We start from the raw sequence: 17,346 nt of genomic DNA on the forward strand, positions 1-17,346 counted from the left end.
GCCCGGAGAGACCGATGGCACGACACCTCGCCTGGATCTTCGCCGCCGTGATGGGTCTCATGCCCTCTCTCGCAGCCGCTTTCGAGGAACGGCCGGTGGCGCTGGGTGCGCTGCATGGCACCCTCACCCTGCCATCAGGGACCGCCGCGGTGCCAGCCGCGCTGATCCTGCCCGGGTCCGGGCCCGTGGATCGCGACGGCAATCTCCCACAGGCGCGCTCCAACACTCTCAAGCTGCTGGCGCAAGACCTCGCCGCCAGGGGCATCGCCAGCCTGCGCATCGACAAGCGGGGCGTCGGCCAAAGCCAGCCGGCCGACCTGCGCGAAGAGGACCTCCGCTTCTCAACCTATGTGGAGGATGCGACCGCCTGGCTCGACCGGCTCGCCGCTGAGCCCCGCGTCGCCCGCATCTTTCTCATCGGCCACAGCGAAGGCGCGCTGGTGGCGACCCAGGTCGCCGCTGGCGCCACCCCACGGCATCCGGTGGCCGGGGTCATCCTGGTGGCCGGCGCCGGCTTCCCCGCAGCGCAGCTCATTGGCCGGCAGCTCGCGGCGGCCGGCGTTCCGGCGGCGCTGCAACAGCGCTCCGCCGCCATCGCCGACGCCCTCACCCGCCAGCAGGCGGTCAACGATCCTCCGCCGGAGCTTGCCGCGCTCTACCGGCGCAGCGTCCAGCCCTATCTCATGTCGTGGCTGCCGCTGGATCCGGCGCAGGAGCTCGGCCGGGTGGAGGTGCCTGTGCTGATCCTCCAGGGCACCACCGACCTCCAGGTCGCGCCGGAGGACGCCCGTCGCCTCGCCGCGCACCGGCCGGGGGCCGCACTGGTGCTGGTGGAGGGGATGAATCATGTGCTGAAGGTCGCCCCGGCGGAGCGGGCGGCCAACCTTGCCACCTATGCCCAACCGGACGTGCCGCTGGCGCCGTCCCTGGTGCCCGCCATCGCCGCCTTCATGGCGAACCATTGAGCGGCGTCAGCGCGCCGGGCCCGTGACTTTCTTCACCCGCCGCGCCTTGGCCGCACTCTTCTCCAGAACCGCCGCCCCCGCCACCTGGCGCGCACGGCGGGCCAGCGCCGCCAGGTCGTCGGGCTCATCCAGGGCCGCATCCGGCACCCGCCAATAGCTGCCCATGGTGCGGGCGCCGGTCTTCGCCACATAAGTGAACGGCGCCGAGCCCTGCGCGGCCAGCGCGGCGGCAAAGGCCGCGTCGGCCTTGAGATAGAGCACCCCATCCACAGCGAGGGCGAACATCAGCCCGTCCGCATAGACACCGGCCCCACCAAACATGCGGCGCACCTGCACCGGCCCGAAGGCCGCGAACAGATCGGCGAGGGTCTCGGCGTCCATGGCCGGCCCGGCCTCAGCCGGCCAGATGCCGGAACTCGTTGAGCAGGAAGTTGCCCACCCGCTTGCCGCGATTGCGGAACGCCAACATCGGCGTGTTGTCCACGAAATAGGTGTGGAGGATGGAATCGCGGGTCGCCACCTCAGGGCCCAGCTTGTCCACCGAGTGCCAGGTGTCCGGCCCCACGGCGAAGGCATAGCCGGTGTTGGGTGCGAACGACATGCGCTGGGCCAGCTCGAACCCACCCTCGGGCCGCCGCCGGTCGAAGCGGGTGCCCACGTGGGTGATGCTCTCATCCTCCGGCAGATAGAACTGGATGGTGATGCCCTTCCAGCGGGTATCGGTGTGGGGCGGAATCTCATAGCCGGCCACGTCGCGGGTCAGCATGGGCACGGGGAACATGCCGGTGCCCATGTAGTCGGGCCCGAACCGCCGGCCGAGGCCGGGCGCCAGCCGCCGCATGAACACATCCTTCACCGGCTCCGCCCGCAGGGCCTCGCCCACCAGGCTCCACACGGCGCGCTTTTCGCCGGGCAGGTGACGGATATATTCCGGATAGAGATCGATCTTGACGCGAGTGGACGAGCCGTCCGCCTTCACGTTCACATTGTTGCGGCCCTTCAGGGCGCGATACTCGCGCGCCTCGGGCATGGCCGTGCGCATGGCGCGATAGAGCGCATCAGGAAACACGCCCGACAATTCGAGGTGCCAGAAGGGCTCGTCCACCAGCGGCGCCCGATCGACGGCATCGACGATATGAGAGACGACTTCAGACAGCGGGGGAAGATCGGACGCCATGGCCGCGGGTCTCCGTGAGTATCTTTTTGACGGGCTGCGCGCTGGCGTCTTCGGCTGGCCGCTATGCCGGCCCTCGTCGCTGCGCGATCCCTGGCGTGAAGGCCACACCGGTCCGGGGCAGAGGACAGGGGGATACCTATACCCCAGGCACCGGGCTCAGCAAGAGGGTCGAAAGCACAGCACCGTCGCAGGCGCGCCAGTCAGCCCCGGTTGCCAAACGGGGCCGGCGCACGCAATCTGACGCGCCTTCCATGGCGCCCGCCGGGCGCCCCTCCCCCGTGATGTCGTACCCCTTGATTGTCGCATGGCCGCCAGCTCGTTCCAATTCCTGCACGCCGCAGACATTCATCTCGACAGCCCCCTGCGCGGGCTTTCGCTGCGTGGCGCGGAGGCCGCCGCCTTCACCGGCGCCTCGCGCCAGGCGCTGGACAATCTGGTCTCGACCGCCATCGCCGAGAAGGTCGCCTTCGTCGTCATCGCCGGCGACATCTATGACGGCGACTGGCGCGACTTTTCCACCGGCCATGTGTTCGTCCGGCAGATGGGCCGGCTGGCGCGCGAGAACATTCCGGTGTTCATGCTGCGCGGCAACCACGACGCCCTCTCGGTGATCAGCCGGGACCTGCCGCTGCCGGAAAACGTGCACAATTTCTCGGTGCGCAAGGTGGAGAGCGTCGAGCTGCCGGAGATCGGCGTGGTGCTGCACGGGCGCGGCTTCGCGCAGCGTCATGTGCCCGAGAACATGGCCCTGGCCTATCCTCCGGCGCGGGAGGGCCAGTTCAACATCGGCGTGCTCCACACCTCGCTCACCGGCCGCGAGGGCCATGAGGTCTATGCGCCCTGCACCGTCGCGGACCTGGAGCGCACCGGCTACGATTACTGGGCGCTGGGCCACATTCACCAGCGCGAGGTGGTGCGCCCGCAGGGCCCGGCCATCGTCTTCCCCGGCAATCTGCAGGGCCGCCACGCCCGCGAGACCGGGGCCAAGGGGGCAACGCTGGTGCGGGTGGTCGACGGCCGCATCGCCGACATGATTGCCCTCACCCTCGATGCCGCCCGCTTCGCGTCTCTCAACCTCGACCTCACGGGCCTCAGCAGCCCTGCCGACCTGCACGGCCGGCTGCGCGTTGCCCTTGCGGAGGCGGTGGAGCAGGCGGACGGGCGACCGCTGGCGGTGCGCCTCACCCTCACCGGCCGCACGCCCCTCGCCGATCACCTGCGCGCCGACCCGGGCCAGTTGCGGGAGGATGTGGTGGCGCTGGCGGCAGCGGCCGGCGACCAGGTGCTGGTGGAGAAGGTGTCCATCCGCGTGGAGGCGCCACCCACCGCGATGCCCGCGCAACTGGCCGATTTCGAGCAGATCCTGGCTGAGGTCACCGCCGATCCCGCCGTGCGGGCCGACATCGGCGCCACCATCCGCGACCTCTATGGCAAGGCGCCAAAGCCGGTGCTGAAGGCGCTCGGCCTCGACGAGGCCGACCTGGAGGCGGTGATCGCCGAGGCCCTCGCCGAGGGAGAACAGGCCATCACCGCCCGCCTGCGCGATCCCGCCGGGGAGGGCTCCGCGTCATGAGATTCGTGCGTCTCGGCCTCGATCGCTACGGCCGCTTCACCGATCGCACCCTCGACTTCGATCGCGACGCCCGCGTCAGCGTGGTGCTGGGGTCCAACGAGGCGGGCAAGACCACCGCCCTGGCCGCCGCCTGCGACGTGCTGTTCGGCATCGACTTCACGTCGCGCTTCAATTTCCTGCACGATTACGCCGCCATGCGTCTGTCCGCCACGCTGGTGGATGGCGCCGGGCACACCCTGTCCTTCGCCCGTCGCAAGCGGAACAAGGCCACCATCGTCGATCCCGAGACGGACGCGCCCCTGCCCGATGATGTGCTCGCGCCCTTCCTCGGCGCCCACGATCGCGCCGCCTTCCTCGACATCTTCGGCCTCGACCAGAAGCGCCTGCGCGACGGCGGCAAGAAACTGCTGGCCGGTGGGGGGGACCTGGCCGAGACGCTGATCGCCGCCGCCCCCGGCCTCAACCGGGTCGCTGACCTGCGCGACGCCATGAGGGCGAGCGCCGCCGAGCTGTTCAATCCCGATCGCAAGAACAAGAAGGCCCCCTTCTATGTGGCGGTGGAACGCTACAGATCGGCCCAGGCCGAGATCCAGGCCCGCGAGCTGCGCGGCGAGGAGGTCAAGGCCCTGCGCGCCGCCGAGGCCGAGGCGGCCGCCCTGCGGACGTCCGCGGGTGATGCCGAGATCGAGGCCCATCTGGCCGAACAGCGCGCCGCCGCCCTCATCCGCGCCGCCAAGGAGCTGCGGGCGGTGGCGCGGGCCGAGGCGGCGCTGGCGGCCCTCGGGCCCCTGCCCGCGGTGGATGGCGCGTTTCCCCAGCTCGCTCGCACCCGGCTCGATGCCCACGCCCGCGCCAGCGAGGCCGAGGCCGCCGCGCGCGCGGCGGCGCAGATGGCCCAGGCGGCGCGCGAGGCCATTGCGCCCGATGCGGCGGTGCTGGCGGTGGCCGAGGCCATCGTCCGCTGCGATGAGGACCGCGCCAAGATCGAGCATGAGCGCGCCAGCCTGCCCCACCGGCGGCAGGAGGCGGAAGAGGCGCGGGCCGGGCTGGCCCATATCGCCGCCAACCTCGGCCTCGCCGATGTGACGACACTGCGCGCCCGGCTGCCCGGGCGGCCCCTGCTGGCCCGCGCCGGCGACCTGCTGGGCCAGATGCGCGACCTCGCCGGGCGCCGGGACGCCCTGGCGCAGGACGAGGAGGGGCTCATTCGCGCCCGCCGGGTGCTCGACGCCACGGCCAGTGGCCTCCCGCCCGCCGAAGACCCTGCCCCACTGCGTCGGGCCATCGACGCGCTCGACGGCGCCGAAGCCCGCGAGGCCGCACGCGCCGCCCTTGCCCGCCAATTGGCTGCCGCCCGCGAGGCCCAGGCGGCGCGCCTCGCCCGCCTGCCCTATGGCCCCTGGCAGATCACCCCGCTCGCACGGGCGCCACTGCCCGATGCCGCCACCGCGGAACAGGCCCTGCGCGCCATCACCGCCGCTGCCGACACCCTGGCCCGGCTCAAGGAGCAGGGCGCGGATCTGGAGGGGCAGCATGACCAATGGGTGGCGCGCCGCGCCATTCTGGACGCCGCCGGCACGGCGCCCACCGCCCAGGCCATCGCCGCCGCCCGTGACCGCCGCGACGGCCTGTGGCAGAACCTGCGGCCGGCCCTGCTGGGCCAGCGCCCGCCCGAGGCCGACGATGCCGCCCGCGCCGAGGACTTCGAGCACGCCATGACGGCCTCCGACCGGCTGGCCGACGATCGCCTGAGCGCCAGCCAGCGCCTGGCGGACATCAGCCATGCCGACATCGCCCTGGCCGAGCTTGCCGCGCGCCGGGCCAGCCACGCCACCCGGGTGATGGCGGCCGAGGCCGATCTGGATGCGGCACGGCTGCGCTGGCAGCGCCTGTGGAGCGAAGCGGGCCTGTCGCCCGAGCCGGACCCGCGCGCCCTCACCTTCCTCCAGGAAGTGGCGGCGCTGCGCGCGGACGCGGACGAGCGGGCCCGCCAGCAGGCGGACTTGAGCCATCAGGACGCGGTCTGCCACCAGGAGCGTGCGCAGGTGGAACAGCTGCATGCCCAATTGCAGCTGCCGGCTCTCGGCGCCGGGCCGATCCGGCTCGCGGTGCTGCGCGGCGCCATTGCCGAGCGGGACGAGGCGTTCGCCCGGCAGCGCGATCTCATCCGCGATCGGAAACGGCTCGACGAGCAGAGCGCCCATCTCACCCGCCAGCGCGCGACCCTCGATGCCAAGGCCCGCGCCTGCGCCGAGGAGGCCGAGACCGTGTTCCCCGTCCTCGCCATCCGCGCGGCGGCGCCGCTGCAGGAGGTGCAGGCGGCCCTGGAGCTCTGGCAGGAGGCTCCGGCCCTGGCCGAAAAGCTCGCCACCGCCGAGCGCCGCATCGCCGGCATCGAGCAGGACGAGATCCATTTCACCGCGCAGGTGGAGGCGCTGCTGGCGCAGCTGGACGCGCCCGCCGGCGATGATCTGTGCGGCACGGTGCGGGCCCTTAGGGCGCGGCTCGATGGCGCCCGGCAGGCCCGCGCCAAGGCCGATGCGGCCGATGCCACCCTCGCCGAGCGCACCACTGCGGCGACCGCCGCCGCGGCCACCCTCGCCCGCGCCGAAACCGGGCTCCAGGAGGTGCTGGCGCAGGCGGGTCTCGACGATGCGGCGGCCCTCCCCGTACTCATCGATCGCCTCACCGAGGCGGCGACCCTGCGCGCCGACCTGGCGCAGGCCCGCGCCCGCCTCGACAGTGAATGCGGCGACCGCAGCCTCGACGAGGTCCGAGCCGCCATCGCCGAGCGCGATGACGACGCCCTGGTGCGCGACGCAGCGACCGCCGCCGCCGCCCATTCCGCCGCCCGCGCCGCGCGCGACGAGGCGGTGGAGCGACACACCCAGGCCCGGGCCGCGCTGGCGGCCCTGGAACAGCGCGCCGGCGCCGCGGCCGCCGCCCAGGAGGCACAGGATGCGGTGGCGGAACTGGACGGCACCATGGCCCGCTTCACCCGGGCCCATGTGGCGGCGCGCCTGCTGACCCACGCCATCGAGCGCTACCGGCAGACCCACCAGAACCCCATCATCACGCGGGCCGCCGAGGCCTTTCGCACCCTCACCCGCGGCCAATGGGACGGCATCGCCGTCGACTACGACGCCGAACCGGCACGGCTGGCGGCGGTGCGCGAGGCCCGCCTGCACGGGGTGGATGCGCTCTCCGAGGGCACCGGCGATCAGTTGTTCCTGGCCCTGCGGGTGGCCGCCATCGAGGAGCATGCCCGCCGCGCGGCGCCCCTGCCCTTCCTGGCCGACGACCTGTTCGTGACCTTCGACGAAGCGCGCACGGAGGCCGGCCTGCGGCTGCTCGGCGAGCTCGGCGCCACCACCCAGGTGATCGTCTTCACCCACCACACCCACGTGGCCGAGGCCGCCACCCGGGCCCTGGGGGCGGCGGCACAGGTGATCACGCTCTAGGCGCCCGCGCCCGACCCGCTGCCCATTTCACTCCAAAATGCTCTAGAAGTAGCGCTGCGCGCTGGCGCGCGAGCGGTCGAGGGACAGGTGATGGTCGGTTGGGCGTGGCGTTGGGTGAAGCGGGCGGCCATCGGCGTCCTGATCGTGCTGGCCACCGTGTTCGTGGTGCGGGCGGTGGACTCCCAAAGGGGCGCGCCGCTGGAGCCCTGGCACACCTTCGTGCCGAAGGAGATGAGCCGCGCGGCCATGGCGCAGGCGGATCTCGCCACCTATCTGGCGGCCGAGAACGCCCTGTTCGCCGAGGTGAAGGCGCAGGTGACGGACCAGCTGCCGCCGCAGGACCGCGTGCGCTTCAACCGCTATTTCGCGCAGAGCCCCGTCTATCCCGGCGCCTTCGCGCAGGATTTCAACCGCACCTTCGTGCTGGAGCCGGAAGGGCCGGTGGCAGGCGCCGCCGTGTTCCTGCACGGGCTCACCGATTCCCCCTTCAGCCTCCGGCATCTGGCGCGGCGCTACGCGGCCCGCGGCTTCCTGTCCATCTCGATCCGCCTGCCCGGCCACGGCACCGTGCCCGGCGCCCTCACCGGGGTCGATTACGAGGACTGGATCGCCGCAACCCGGCTCGCCATGCGCGAGGCGCGCAAAAGGGTGGGGCCGGACAAGCCCATTCACATCATCGGCTATTCCAATGGCGGCGCACTCGCCCTCATGCACGCTCTCGACGCCCTGGATGATCCGAGCCTGGTGGCGCCGGCCAAGATCGTGCTGGTCTCGCCCATGGTGGGGGTGACGGAATTTGCCCGCTTCGCCGGCATCGCCTCCTGGCCGGCGGTGTTCCCGGCCTTCGCCAAGGCCGCCTGGCTCTCCATCATTCCCGAGTTCAACCCGTTCAAATACAATTCATTTCCGGTGCAGGCGGCGCGCCAGTCGTTCCTGCTCACCCAGGCGGTGCAGGCCAATATCCGGCGCCATCTGCGCAACGGCCAGCTCGCCGGCCTCGCCCCGGTGCTCACCTTCCAATCGGTGCTCGACCATACGGTGAGCACGCGGGCGGTGATCGAGGCCCTGCACACCCACCTTGCCGACAATGGCAGCGAGCTGGTGCTGTTCGACATCAACCGCAACACCCATTTCGAGCAATTGCTGAACCGCCGGGCCGATACCGCCCTCGACCGGCTGCTGCCGCCGGGCCCGCGCCGCTTCCGCACCGCCGTCGTCACCAATGTGAACCCCGGTTCCGACCAGGTGGAGGTGCGCGTCACCCCCGCCGACAGCACCGAAACGCAGGTGCGCGCCCTCGGCCTGTCCTACCCGCCGGATGTCTATTCCCTCTCCCACGTGGCGGTGCCGTTCCCGCTGGACGACGGGCTTTATGGCCTCACCCCGGACCCGGCCGACGCCTTTGGCGTGCGGCTCGGCGACGTGGCGGCGCGGGGGGAATATGGGGCGCTGATCGTCAATATCGACATGCTGGTGCGCATGTCCTCGAACCCCTTCTTCCCCTATCTGCTGGAGCGGCTGGAAGCCGGCCTACCCGGCGACCGGCCCTGAGGCCTCCTCGTCCGCCGGCTGGCCGGAGAGCAGCGCCGCCACCGAACGGGTGGACGGGTGGTGGGCACACAAGGTCACCGCCGCGATGAGGATGGGCACGCCGATGAACGCCCCCGGCAGGCCCCACAGGAAGGCCCAGAAGAACACCGCGAACAGCACCATGAAGGGCGAGACCGCCGCCGCCTTGCCGGCGATGCGCGGCTCGATATAGCTGCCCGACAGGAACTGGATGATGTTGAGGCAGACGAACACGAACACCGCCATTTCCCAGGATTCGAACTGGGCCAGCGCGAACAGGGTCGGCAGCAAAGTGGCGATGAACGGGCCGATGAAGGGAATGTAATTGAGCGCAAAAGCCATGGCGCCCCAGGCCAGCGCCAGCTCCAGGCCGGCGGTGAGGGTGAACACCCACACCACGGCGCCGGTGGCGATGCTCATCAAGGTGCGCACCATCATGTATTTCTGCAGCTTGCCGGCAATGTCGGCGCCGGCGGCCAGAAGGAAGCCGCCCTTGCCCCGCCGCTCCAGCGCCTTCAGCTGGCTCACCGCGGCATCCACCTCCAGAAGCCCCAGCAGCACATAGACGAAAGTGAACACCAGGAAACTCGCCAGCCCCTGCAGCCGGCCGGAGACGTCCTGAAACACCCGCAGCAGCCAGCGCACGTCGAAATGGTCGGCCACCACGCTCGCCAGCACGAAGCCGTGGCCTTCCAGCCAATCGCCGAGCTGGGCGTAGAGCGCCTGGAAGCGGGCGGCGTTCTGGAACACCCACTGGCCCACATGGGTGAAGCCCCACACCACGATGGAGGTGACGGCCCCCACCACCGCCAGGCTGATCACAAGCGTGATCAGCACCGCCACGAGGGACGGCAGGTGCGCCTTCAGCGCCCGCTGCAGCGGCCACACCACGGCGATCACGAACAGCGCGAACACCACCGGCGCGAACAGCGTATCCGCCAGATAGAGCGCGGCACCCACCAGCACCGCCGCCGCCAGACCCATCATCACCCGCATCGCCAGCCCTTCCCGAACGGAACCTCGCCCCACCGCATCCGGTCCCGCCTCAAACCGCCGTACGGTCGAACGCGAACGCGAGCCGCATGGCCTTGATCTTCTCATACAGCTTGATGTCCTGCGCGTAAGGCCACCAGGCGTATAGCAACAGCTCCAGCGGGTGCCACAGGCCCACCCAGCCGGCAATGATGAAGCCTTCCACCAGCACCTGGCCGAACAGGCTTTCCGAACCCAGGAGCTTCTCGGTCAGCGCCGACAGGCCGAAGCACACGGCCAGGAAGAGCGCGCCCATGCGCAAGGCATGGCGCCCCTCCAGCCGCAACTCGGTGATCTTGCGGCGGCTATATTGGATCTGCTTGTCGCAATAGCGTGCCAGCGCCCGCGGCATCTCGCCCACATGGGGGTCCGCACGGGCGGCAGGCGGCAGATGCAGCACGGCGCTGAGGGTGTGCTTCTTCCAGTCGCTCTGTGCCTTCAGCGCATCCATCAGCTGGTCGATACCGGACATATCCAGGTCCTCGCCCACGAACGGATCGAGCTCCGGCTCCTGGAAGAAGGTCTTCACATCGGAGAGGTGCAGATGGATCTCATTGGTGGTCGCCGATGCGGCGGCCACGGATGTCTCATTCATGAAAGACAGGCCTCGAGGCCGTGAGCGGCCCGCCGTGCTCATACGTCATTTCCTGCGCCGCGGGAGCCCGGCGCCGTCACCGACCATGGTTCAACGCCATCCCCCGCGGCAGCCGGGCAAGCGGACTCGAAAACGTGCTCAAGAAAACGTGAACACCCTCGCGAAGCGGCCGGCGCTGCATATTTGATGAGAAGCAAGGCTCGCCACAGCTTCGGGGGTTTTGCTGGTGCCGTCGGCGCGCCACACTGCGCCGGCCCCGATTGTCCTCCCAGGGAGATTATCCATGTTGTCGCTCGCGACGCTCGCGCTTCTCGCCCTCGGTTCCGTTGCCGCCGTGCAGCTCGCCCTTCACCAGGCCGCGCGGAAGCCCCAGGCGATCCCGGTTCGCGTGCGCGCCCGCCGGCGGCCCTGACGCGCCTGCAATAAGGGATCTGCCGTGAAGGATCTGCCTCTCGACGAGGTCTATCAGGTCCTGGAGCCCGGGCCGGTGGTGCTGCTCACCACCAGCCAACGGGGCGTGCCCAATGTCATGACCATGTCGTGGCACATGATGGTGGAGTTCACCCCGCCGCTGGTGGCCTGCGTGGTCAGCGGCGGCGATTTCAGTTTCACCGCCCTGCGCGCCACCAAGGAATGCGTGATCGCCGTGCCGGCGGTGGAGCTTGCCAAGAAAGTGGTGGGCATCGGCAATTGCTCCGGCGCCGACACCGACAAGTTCGCCACCTTCGGACTGACGCCGCTGCCGGCGGAACAGGTGAAGGCGCCCCTCATCGCCGAATGCTTCGCCAACCTCGAATGCAAGGTGGTGAACACCCGCCTCGTGAACAGCCACAATCTGTTCGTGCTGGAGGTGGTGAAGGCGTGGCGCGATCCCGCGCAGAAGCAACCCAAGACCATCCACCACCGCGGCTACGGCACGTTTGCGGTCGATGGCGAGATCATCAAGCTGCCCTCCGCCATGCCGTGAGGGCGCCCCCGGGGCCGGGCCAACCTGCGCCCGTTTGACGCCGGTCAACGCCGGCCGGACATGGATGCGAGATTCAGGATAAGAGTGCAGCGCGCGGTGGCTGTCTGGCAGCCCCGCCTGATTTTCCTGGAGAAGCACCATGGCCGATGCCCCGAATCTGACCGTCTCCCTGGAGAAGGTGTGCTTTCTGATCCAGCTGGCGCGCGAATTCGACGTGAAGGACGCCGTCAGCGATCCCGATAGCGGTTCCAACGCGGCCGACGACGCCATGGTGTCGGTGCTGGAGGATCACGCCAGCGACCCGGTGCGCAGCGAGATCGTCTCCTTCATCCGCGACATGAATGAGGATGAGCAGGAGGATCTGGTGGCCTTGGCGTGGCTTGGTCGCGGCGACGGCGACTTCAACAGCTGGGACGAGCTGCGCGCCGAAGCCGCCCGCGCCCACAACAACCGGACCGCAACCTATCTTCTGGGCATCCCGCTGCTGGCCGACTATCTGGAGGAGGCCCTGTCGCAGCTCGGCTATTCCTGCGAGGATCTCGACAGCGACGAGACAGAAGCCGACTGAGCCCTGCGCGGCACGAGACATGCGTGTGTCTCCTGCGGGCCGCACGTCTCCCCCTGCGCCTGCACCGTTGGGAGGCCGGATTGCCATACCGGAGCAATGACGACCTGCCGCCCGCCGTGCGCCAGCACCTGCCTCAGCACGGCTGCGACATCTACCGCGCCGCCTTCAACGCCGCCTTTGCCGCCCATCTGGACGACCCGCGCCGCGAGGAGGCTGCCCACCGCATCGCGTGGGCGGCGGTAAAGCGCAGCTATGTGAAGGCGGGCGCGCGTTGGGTGCCGATCCGTCCCTGAACTCAGCGCGTGCGGAGACAGCCCCGGGGGCTCATCGCTGGCCGGAGGAGGCGAGGCCCACCTGCGCGGTCAGCCAGTCCGCCGTCAGCCGGGCCACGGCCTCCAGGGCGCCCTCCTCGGCGAACAGGTGGCTCGCCCCCGGCACCACTTCAAGCGCAGCGGGTCCGCCGAACAGGGCCATGACGCTGCGGTTCTGGTCCAGCACCTCCAGATCGGCGCTGCCGACCAGCAACAAGGTCGGTGCCCGCACCAGGCCCAGCACCGGCTTGGCGAGATCGGGCCGCCCGCCGCGCGAGACCAGCGCATGGACCCGTGACTGGACCCGGGCCGCCGCCACCAGCGCCACCGCCGCGCCGGTTCCGGCGCCGAACAGGCTGCACGGCAGGGAGGCGAGATCGCGCTCCCGGCCGATCCAGGAGAGGAGCTCCACCAGCCGGTCGCTCTGCTCGATCAGGTCATCCACCACCCGTGCGCCGTCCGCCCGATCCTGCGGTCGCACCAGATCGAACACCACGGTGGCGAAACCCCGGGGTTGCAGAAGCCGCGCCACGGTCCGGTTGCGCACACTGGTGTGGTCGGAGGCGGCATCGTGCACAAACACCACCAGCCGGCGCGCACCGGCGGGAACCACAACCTCCCCCGCCAGCCCGAAGGGCGGGATCTGGACCTCGCGCGAAGTGTTGAATTCCTGAGGCATCACGCCCACGAGCCATCCTCCTGCGCATCGGGGCCGCCGTAACATCGCAGGATCACCGCCACTGTCGCGCCATTCTTTGATCTCGCGCAAACCTTTTCGTTTTCCCTGCCCCACCGACCGCCGCCGCCGACCGGGAATCGCCCGCATGAAGCAGGTACAACGCAGCACACCGACCTGAAATACGGTATTAGGACACCCCTCCCCACATCCGACTGTCCCCGGCACCGGCGCGATCATGCTGCGCCGCCCCCATCAGCCACCGGTCAGTAGATCGGATCAATCCGCCACGCCCAGGCAGCACCGGGCGACCCCGGCTCCATGGCGCCAACGTATTTGCAGCACGTGATTTTTCACGCATCCCGACCGCTCATGACGAGCGCGCGCAATGACGTTACATGATCGCCCAAAGATTGCATGGCGTGCACAGCCGGCTCCACCGACAGAAACAACAAACTGAAAGATATGTCGTAAACTTCATTATCAATGAATTATTTTTACTTATCTCAGAATTGATATTTAATATATCACAAGTTTTTTCTTCATCTCACAAAGTGCATTTTCGAAAGACATTAAATAGACAAATCATTTTCATTTTTTCGGCGCAAAAGAATTGACATTTTGAAAAATATCCACATATCATACATTCAACCATTGAATGAAGGCAGGCTTCTTCGGGAGCCGAACCGGGCAATCCTTGCCCCGTCGCCACCCGCTTTGTGCGGCTGCGGCACGCCCTTGCAACACAGGGGGTCCCATGACCGACTTCGCCACTCTCGCGCACCAGCCGCGGCGCCCCGTTACTGAGCCGCTTCCCCTGGTGCCCCGCCCTTACGACACCCTGGCCGTCATCGGTGGCGGCGCCTGGGGCACTGCGCTCGCCCTGGTCGCCGCCCGTGCCGGCCGGCGCGTCCATCTGTGGATGCGCAATGCGGACCGTGCCGCCGAGATCGCCCGCGCGCGCCGCAACAGCGCCTATCTGGGCGACATTCCCATTCCGGAAGCCATCACCCCCACCGCCGATCTCGCGGCCGCGCTCGATGGCGCCGAGGCGGTGCTGCTGGTCACCCCCTCCACCACCATCCGGGAGATGGCCGGCCGCATCGCTGCGCTCACCGCGCCGGATGTGCCCCTGTTCGTCAGCGCCAAAGGCATCGAGGCCGAGACCGGCCTCATGATGTCGTCGGTGGCGGAAGAGGCCGCGCCGGGCCGTGTCATCGGCGTGGTCACCGGCCCCACCTTCGCCACCGAGACCGCGGCGGGCCACCCCACCGCGGCCACCATCGCCTGCGTCACCGGCCCCCACGTGCCGCCCCACGCCCGCGCCGGGGCGCGCATGGCCGCCACCCTCACCTCCGACAGCTTCCGCCCCTATGTCTCCGACGACATGGCCGGGGCCGAGGTGGGCGGGGCGGTGAAGAATGTCATCGCCATCGCCTGCGGCATGCTGGCGGGCGCCGGCTTCGGCGAGAACACCCGGGCCGCCCTCATCACCCGCGGCCTCGACGAGATGAAGGAACTGGCGGTGCGCCTCGGCGGCCGGCGGGAGACGGTCACCGGCCTGTCGGGCATGGGCGACCTCATGCTCACCTGCTCCAGCCTCAAGTCGCGCAACTTCCGCTATGGCTTTGAGCGCGGCCAGGGCCGCAGCGACGCGGAGGTGTTCGACGGCGCGCCGGTTCTGGTGGAAGGCCGCCACAACGCGCTCACCGTCACCGATCTTGCCCGGCGCCTGGGCCTCCACATGCCCATCTGCGAGATGGTCCGCGCCATTGTCGCCGATGGCCGCCCCATCGGCGAGACCTTCGCCGCCTATTGGTCCTCGCCCATCCAGGCGGAGCCGCGCGCCCTCGACCTCACTTTCCCCCATCCGGCGCAGGACGAGGTGACCCGCCGCTTCGCGGAGCTGTTGCCTTGACCGTGGCGGTAACCCGGCCCGCCCTGACGCGGGGAGATCGGCAGGACTGGCGCTTCGTGCTCGCCACCGACCTCGACGGCACCTTCCTCGGCGGCACGGCGCCGATGCGCCAGGCGCTCTATCGCTGGATTTCCGCCCGGCGGGACGAGGTGGGGCTCATCTTCGTCACCGGCCGCGATCCCGGCTTCATCACCGAGCTCTGCGCGGGCACCGTCGATGGGGCGCAGGAGATCCCGGTTCCCGATTATGTGGTGGCGGACGTGGGCACCACGGTGGCGCGCGTCGACCGCGCGGGCGCCGCGCCCAGCCTTGAGATCATGCATGATCTGGAAGCTCCCATCGCCACCGCCTGGGGCGCGCGGACCGATCTGGTGCGCCGCACGCTGGGCGCCGCGCCGGGGCTGGCGGAGCAGGACACGCCGTTCCGCCACCGGGTGTCCTACCATTACGATCCCGCCGCCTACGATCCGGCGTCCATCGCCCCGCTGGAGGCGGCCGGGCTCGACATCCTCATCTCCCACGGCTGCTTCCTCGACGTGCTGCCGGCGGGGGTGAACAAGGGGTCGACCCTGCTCCGCCTCATCGCCCATCTCGGCCTGCGGCCGGAAGCGGTTCTGGTGGCCGGCGACACCCTGAACGATCTGTCCATGTTCCGCACCGGCTTGCACGGCGCGGTGGTGGGCGGCGCCGAAGCGGCGCTGCTGGACGCCACCCGTGCCCTGCCCAAGGTGCGCCAATGCGCGGCACCAGGCACCGGCGGCATCGCCGAGGCCATCGCCGCCTTCCATCTGCATCCCGAACCGCCGGAGCTCAACGTATGAAATCGGATCTCGTCATCGTCTACCATCGCGCCCCCTATGAGGAGCGCGAGGAAGATGGCGAGGTGGTGCTGCGGGAGCACGGCAGCCCCAATGGCATCGTGCCCACCCTCAAAGCCCTGCTCGGCCGCATGGACCGCGGCGCCTGGATCGCCTGGAAAGAGGCGGAGGACCCGGCCCATCCCGCTTTCGAGCGGGTGGTGGAGATCTCCGACAGCTACGGCACCTATGCAGTGACGCGCCTGCCCCTCACCGCCGAGCAGGTGCGCAGCTTCTACCACGTCACCTCGAAGGAAGCCTTCTGGCCCATCCTCCACGGCTTCAAGGAACGCTACAATTACGACCCCGTCGACTGGCCCACATTCCGCAGCGTGAACTGGGCGTTCGCGGAAGCCGCGGCGGAGGAGGCCTCCGACGACGCCGTGGTGTGGGTGCACGACTACAATCTGTGGCTCGTGCCCGGCTATCTGCGCCAGCTGAAGCCCTCGGTGAAGATCGCCTTCTTCCACCACACGCCGTTCCCGGCGGCGGACATGTTCAACGTACTGCCCTGGCGCAAGGAGATCGTCGACAGCCTGCTGGCCTGCGATTCCATCGGCTTCCACATTCCGCGCTATGCGCAGAACTTCGTCTCCACCGCCCACTCGCTCACCCGAGCACGGCTCGCGGAGGACATGGAGACCAGCCCCTGCATGGCTCGCGAAGGCACCGCGCTGAGCGAGGTCTTCACGCCGCTGGCCCTCTCCATCGACGACCGCACGGTGCATCTCGACACCAATCCGGTGGGGGTGAATTTCGATTACATCGAAGAGCTGGCGGCGGCACCCGCCGTAACGGAGAAGGTGGAAGCCATCCGCGCCGGGCTCGATGGCGGGCAGCTCATCCTCTCGGTGTCCCGCACCGATTACACCAAGGGCAACATCCAGCAGCTGGAGGCGATCCAGCGGCTGCTGCAGCGTCGGCCCGAGCTTCACGGCAAGGTGCGCTTCATGCTGGTGTCGGTGGGCGCCAACCGGGCCATGAGCGCCTATGAGGACATCCAGCAGCGCATCGAGGAACTCACCGGCCACATCAACGGTGCCTTCGGCAGCTTCGAGTGGCAGCCGGTGTCTCTGATCTCCACCGCCATCCCCCTGCCCGAGCTCGTCGCCTATTACCGGGCGGCGGACGTGGCCGCCATCACCCCCCTGGCCGATGGCCTCAACCTGGTGGCGAGCGAGTTCTGCGCCGCCCAGGGCGCGGACGGCAAGGGTGTGCTGATTCTCTCCGAATTCGCCGGTGCGGCGGTGCTGCTGGAAGGGGCCATCCCGGTGAACCCCTTCTCCCACGCCCACATGGACAAGGCCCTCGACCAGGCCCTCGCCATGCCGGAAGAGGAGGCGCGCGGGCGCATGGGGCTGCTGCGCAGCTCGGCCCGGCGCTTCACTTTGGAGAGCTGGGCGGAGGCGACGCGGCGCCATTTCGCGATGCTGCGCGAGGGACCTGCGCCGCAGGAGCGGACACCGCCGGCGGCGCCCTTCCACCTCAAGGCCGTCCCCTGAGGGCGGGCCGATGCAGAGGGTTTTCCCGAAGGTTGTCCAAAGGACGTTGTCCAAAGGGCACCGGCCGCGCCATCTTCCGGCTGGCGCGGCGCCTGCCGCCCCGGTATAGGAAGGCAAGGTCCCCGTAGCTCAGCAGGATAGAGCACAGGTTTCCTAAAATTGGGCACGTGTGGGG

The 17,346-nt window shown here is 69.5% G+C and carries 16 protein-coding genes; 11 read left to right on the forward strand and 5 right to left on the reverse strand.

Annotated features, from left to right (window positions below; genetic code table 11):
- Positions 1–14: 14 nt before the first annotated feature.
- The gene (locus tag ACU4E7_RS20850; protein WP_447019989.1) at positions 15–965 is read left to right on the forward strand and encodes an alpha/beta hydrolase; all 951 of its coding nucleotides are present in this window, start codon (positions 15–17) and stop codon (positions 963–965) included.
- 6 nt (positions 966–971) lie between these two features.
- On the opposite strand, the gene ACU4E7_RS20855 is transcribed toward ACU4E7_RS20850, so the two are convergent.
- Both ACU4E7_RS20855 and ACU4E7_RS20860 read right to left on the reverse strand, forming a co-directional pair.
- The gene (locus ACU4E7_RS20855) at positions 972–1,346 is read right to left on the reverse strand and encodes a TfoX/Sxy family protein (protein WP_447019990.1); all 375 of its coding nucleotides are present in this window, start codon (positions 1,344–1,346) and stop codon (positions 972–974) included.
- A 13-nt stretch (positions 1,347–1,359) separates the two neighbouring features.
- Entirely contained in the window at positions 1,360–2,142 is a 783-nt protein-coding gene (locus ACU4E7_RS20860) for a hypothetical protein (RefSeq protein WP_238121162.1), read from the reverse strand.
- Between the two features lie 304 nt (positions 2,143–2,446).
- On the opposite strand from ACU4E7_RS20860, the gene ACU4E7_RS20865 reads away from it, so the two are divergent.
- The 3 genes from ACU4E7_RS20865 to ACU4E7_RS20875 all read left to right on the forward strand — a co-directional run bounded on the left by ACU4E7_RS20865 (position 2,447) and on the right by ACU4E7_RS20875 (position 8,727).
- A complete protein-coding gene (locus ACU4E7_RS20865) occupies positions 2,447–3,715 on the forward strand; it encodes a metallophosphoesterase (protein ID WP_447019991.1) in 1,269 nt (422 codons plus the stop codon).
- Complete coding sequence (locus tag ACU4E7_RS20870; RefSeq protein WP_447019992.1) at positions 3,712–7,176, forward strand: AAA family ATPase; 3,465 nt, start codon at positions 3,712–3,714, stop codon at positions 7,174–7,176. Before ACU4E7_RS20865 ends, ACU4E7_RS20870 begins: the two co-directional genes overlap by 4 nt.
- Before the next feature lie 90 nt (positions 7,177–7,266).
- Positions 7,267–8,727, forward strand: a complete 1,461-nt coding sequence (locus ACU4E7_RS20875) for an alpha/beta hydrolase (protein WP_447019993.1) — start codon at positions 7,267–7,269, stop codon at positions 8,725–8,727.
- Here the strand turns inward: ACU4E7_RS20875 and ACU4E7_RS20880 are convergent.
- Positions 8,707–9,741 (reverse strand): AI-2E family transporter, encoded by a 1,035-nt coding sequence (locus ACU4E7_RS20880; protein ID WP_447019994.1) that lies wholly within the window; start codon positions 9,739–9,741, stop codon positions 8,707–8,709. The genes ACU4E7_RS20875 and ACU4E7_RS20880 overlap by 21 nt on opposite strands.
- 49 nt (positions 9,742–9,790) lie before the next feature.
- Positions 9,791–10,372, reverse strand: a complete 582-nt coding sequence (locus ACU4E7_RS20885; RefSeq protein WP_447019995.1) for a hypothetical protein — start codon at positions 10,370–10,372, stop codon at positions 9,791–9,793.
- A 283-nt stretch (positions 10,373–10,655) separates the two neighbouring features.
- Between ACU4E7_RS20885 and ACU4E7_RS20890 the strand changes: the two genes are divergently transcribed.
- The 4 genes from ACU4E7_RS20890 (at position 10,656) to ACU4E7_RS20905 (ending at position 12,200) form a co-directional block, all read left to right on the forward strand.
- A complete protein-coding gene (locus ACU4E7_RS20890; RefSeq protein ID WP_273546153.1) occupies positions 10,656–10,784 on the forward strand; it encodes a hypothetical protein in 129 nt (42 codons plus the stop codon).
- A gap of 24 nt (positions 10,785–10,808) precedes the next feature.
- Complete coding sequence (locus tag ACU4E7_RS20895; RefSeq protein ID WP_238121156.1) at positions 10,809–11,339, forward strand: flavin reductase family protein; 531 nt, start codon at positions 10,809–10,811, stop codon at positions 11,337–11,339.
- A gap of 139 nt (positions 11,340–11,478) precedes the next feature.
- On the forward strand, positions 11,479–11,907 hold the full coding sequence (locus ACU4E7_RS20900) for a DUF3775 domain-containing protein (RefSeq protein WP_238121155.1): 429 nt from the start codon (positions 11,479–11,481) through the stop codon (positions 11,905–11,907).
- 80 nt (positions 11,908–11,987) lie between these two features.
- Entirely contained in the window at positions 11,988–12,200 is a 213-nt protein-coding gene (locus tag ACU4E7_RS20905) for a ChaB family protein (protein WP_238121154.1), read from the forward strand.
- A 31-nt stretch (positions 12,201–12,231) separates the two neighbouring features.
- On the opposite strand, the gene ACU4E7_RS20910 is transcribed toward ACU4E7_RS20905, so the two are convergent.
- Complete coding sequence (locus tag ACU4E7_RS20910; protein ID WP_447019996.1) at positions 12,232–12,906, reverse strand: dienelactone hydrolase family protein; 675 nt, start codon at positions 12,904–12,906, stop codon at positions 12,232–12,234.
- Positions 12,907–13,651: 745 nt separating this feature from the next.
- Here ACU4E7_RS20910 and ACU4E7_RS20915 point away from each other — a divergent pair.
- The 3 genes from ACU4E7_RS20915 to ggpS are packed head-to-tail and all read left to right on the forward strand — an operon-like array spanning position 13,652 to position 17,171.
- Complete coding sequence (locus ACU4E7_RS20915; protein ID WP_238121152.1) at positions 13,652–14,812, forward strand: NAD(P)H-dependent glycerol-3-phosphate dehydrogenase; 1,161 nt, start codon at positions 13,652–13,654, stop codon at positions 14,810–14,812.
- 2 nt (positions 14,813–14,814) lie between these two features.
- Positions 14,815–15,633 carry an HAD family hydrolase gene (locus ACU4E7_RS20920; RefSeq protein ID WP_447021680.1) on the forward strand — a complete coding sequence of 273 codons (819 nt, stop codon included), beginning with the start codon at positions 14,815–14,817 and terminating at the stop codon, positions 15,631–15,633.
- Positions 15,630–17,171, forward strand: coding sequence for a glucosylglycerol-phosphate synthase (gene ggpS, locus ACU4E7_RS20925; RefSeq protein ID WP_447019997.1), 1,542 nt, complete (start codon positions 15,630–15,632; stop codon positions 17,169–17,171). Before ACU4E7_RS20920 ends, ggpS begins: the two co-directional genes overlap by 4 nt.
- Positions 17,172–17,346 lie beyond the last annotated feature (175 nt).

Source organism: Xanthobacter sp. ZOL 2024 (assembly GCF_052932325.1).

Excerpts from the sequence above, each read along its gene's own strand:
- ACU4E7_RS20850 (WP_447019989.1), top strand. The coding sequence starts at position 15 with ATGGCACGACACCTCGCCTGGATCTTCGCCGCCGTGATGGGTCTCATG.
- ACU4E7_RS20855 (WP_447019990.1), bottom strand. The coding sequence starts at position 1,346 with ATGGACGCCGAGACCCTCGCCGATCTGTTCGCGGCCTTCGGGCCGGTG.
- ACU4E7_RS20860 (WP_238121162.1), bottom strand. The coding sequence starts at position 2,142 with ATGGCGTCCGATCTTCCCCCGCTGTCTGAAGTCGTCTCTCATATCGTC.
- ACU4E7_RS20865 (WP_447019991.1), top strand. The coding sequence starts at position 2,447 with ATGGCCGCCAGCTCGTTCCAATTCCTGCACGCCGCAGACATTCATCTC.
- ACU4E7_RS20870 (WP_447019992.1), top strand. The coding sequence starts at position 3,712 with ATGAGATTCGTGCGTCTCGGCCTCGATCGCTACGGCCGCTTCACCGAT.
- ACU4E7_RS20875 (WP_447019993.1), top strand. The coding sequence starts at position 7,267 with ATGGTCGGTTGGGCGTGGCGTTGGGTGAAGCGGGCGGCCATCGGCGTC.
- ACU4E7_RS20880 (WP_447019994.1), bottom strand. The coding sequence starts at position 9,741 with ATGCGGGTGATGATGGGTCTGGCGGCGGCGGTGCTGGTGGGTGCCGCG.
- ACU4E7_RS20885 (WP_447019995.1), bottom strand. The coding sequence starts at position 10,372 with ATGAATGAGACATCCGTGGCCGCCGCATCGGCGACCACCAATGAGATC.
- ACU4E7_RS20890 (WP_273546153.1), top strand. The coding sequence starts at position 10,656 with ATGTTGTCGCTCGCGACGCTCGCGCTTCTCGCCCTCGGTTCCGTTGCC.
- ACU4E7_RS20900 (WP_238121155.1), top strand. The coding sequence starts at position 11,479 with ATGGCCGATGCCCCGAATCTGACCGTCTCCCTGGAGAAGGTGTGCTTT.
- ACU4E7_RS20915 (WP_238121152.1), top strand. The coding sequence starts at position 13,652 with ATGACCGACTTCGCCACTCTCGCGCACCAGCCGCGGCGCCCCGTTACT.
- ggpS (WP_447019997.1), top strand. The coding sequence starts at position 15,630 with ATGAAATCGGATCTCGTCATCGTCTACCATCGCGCCCCCTATGAGGAG.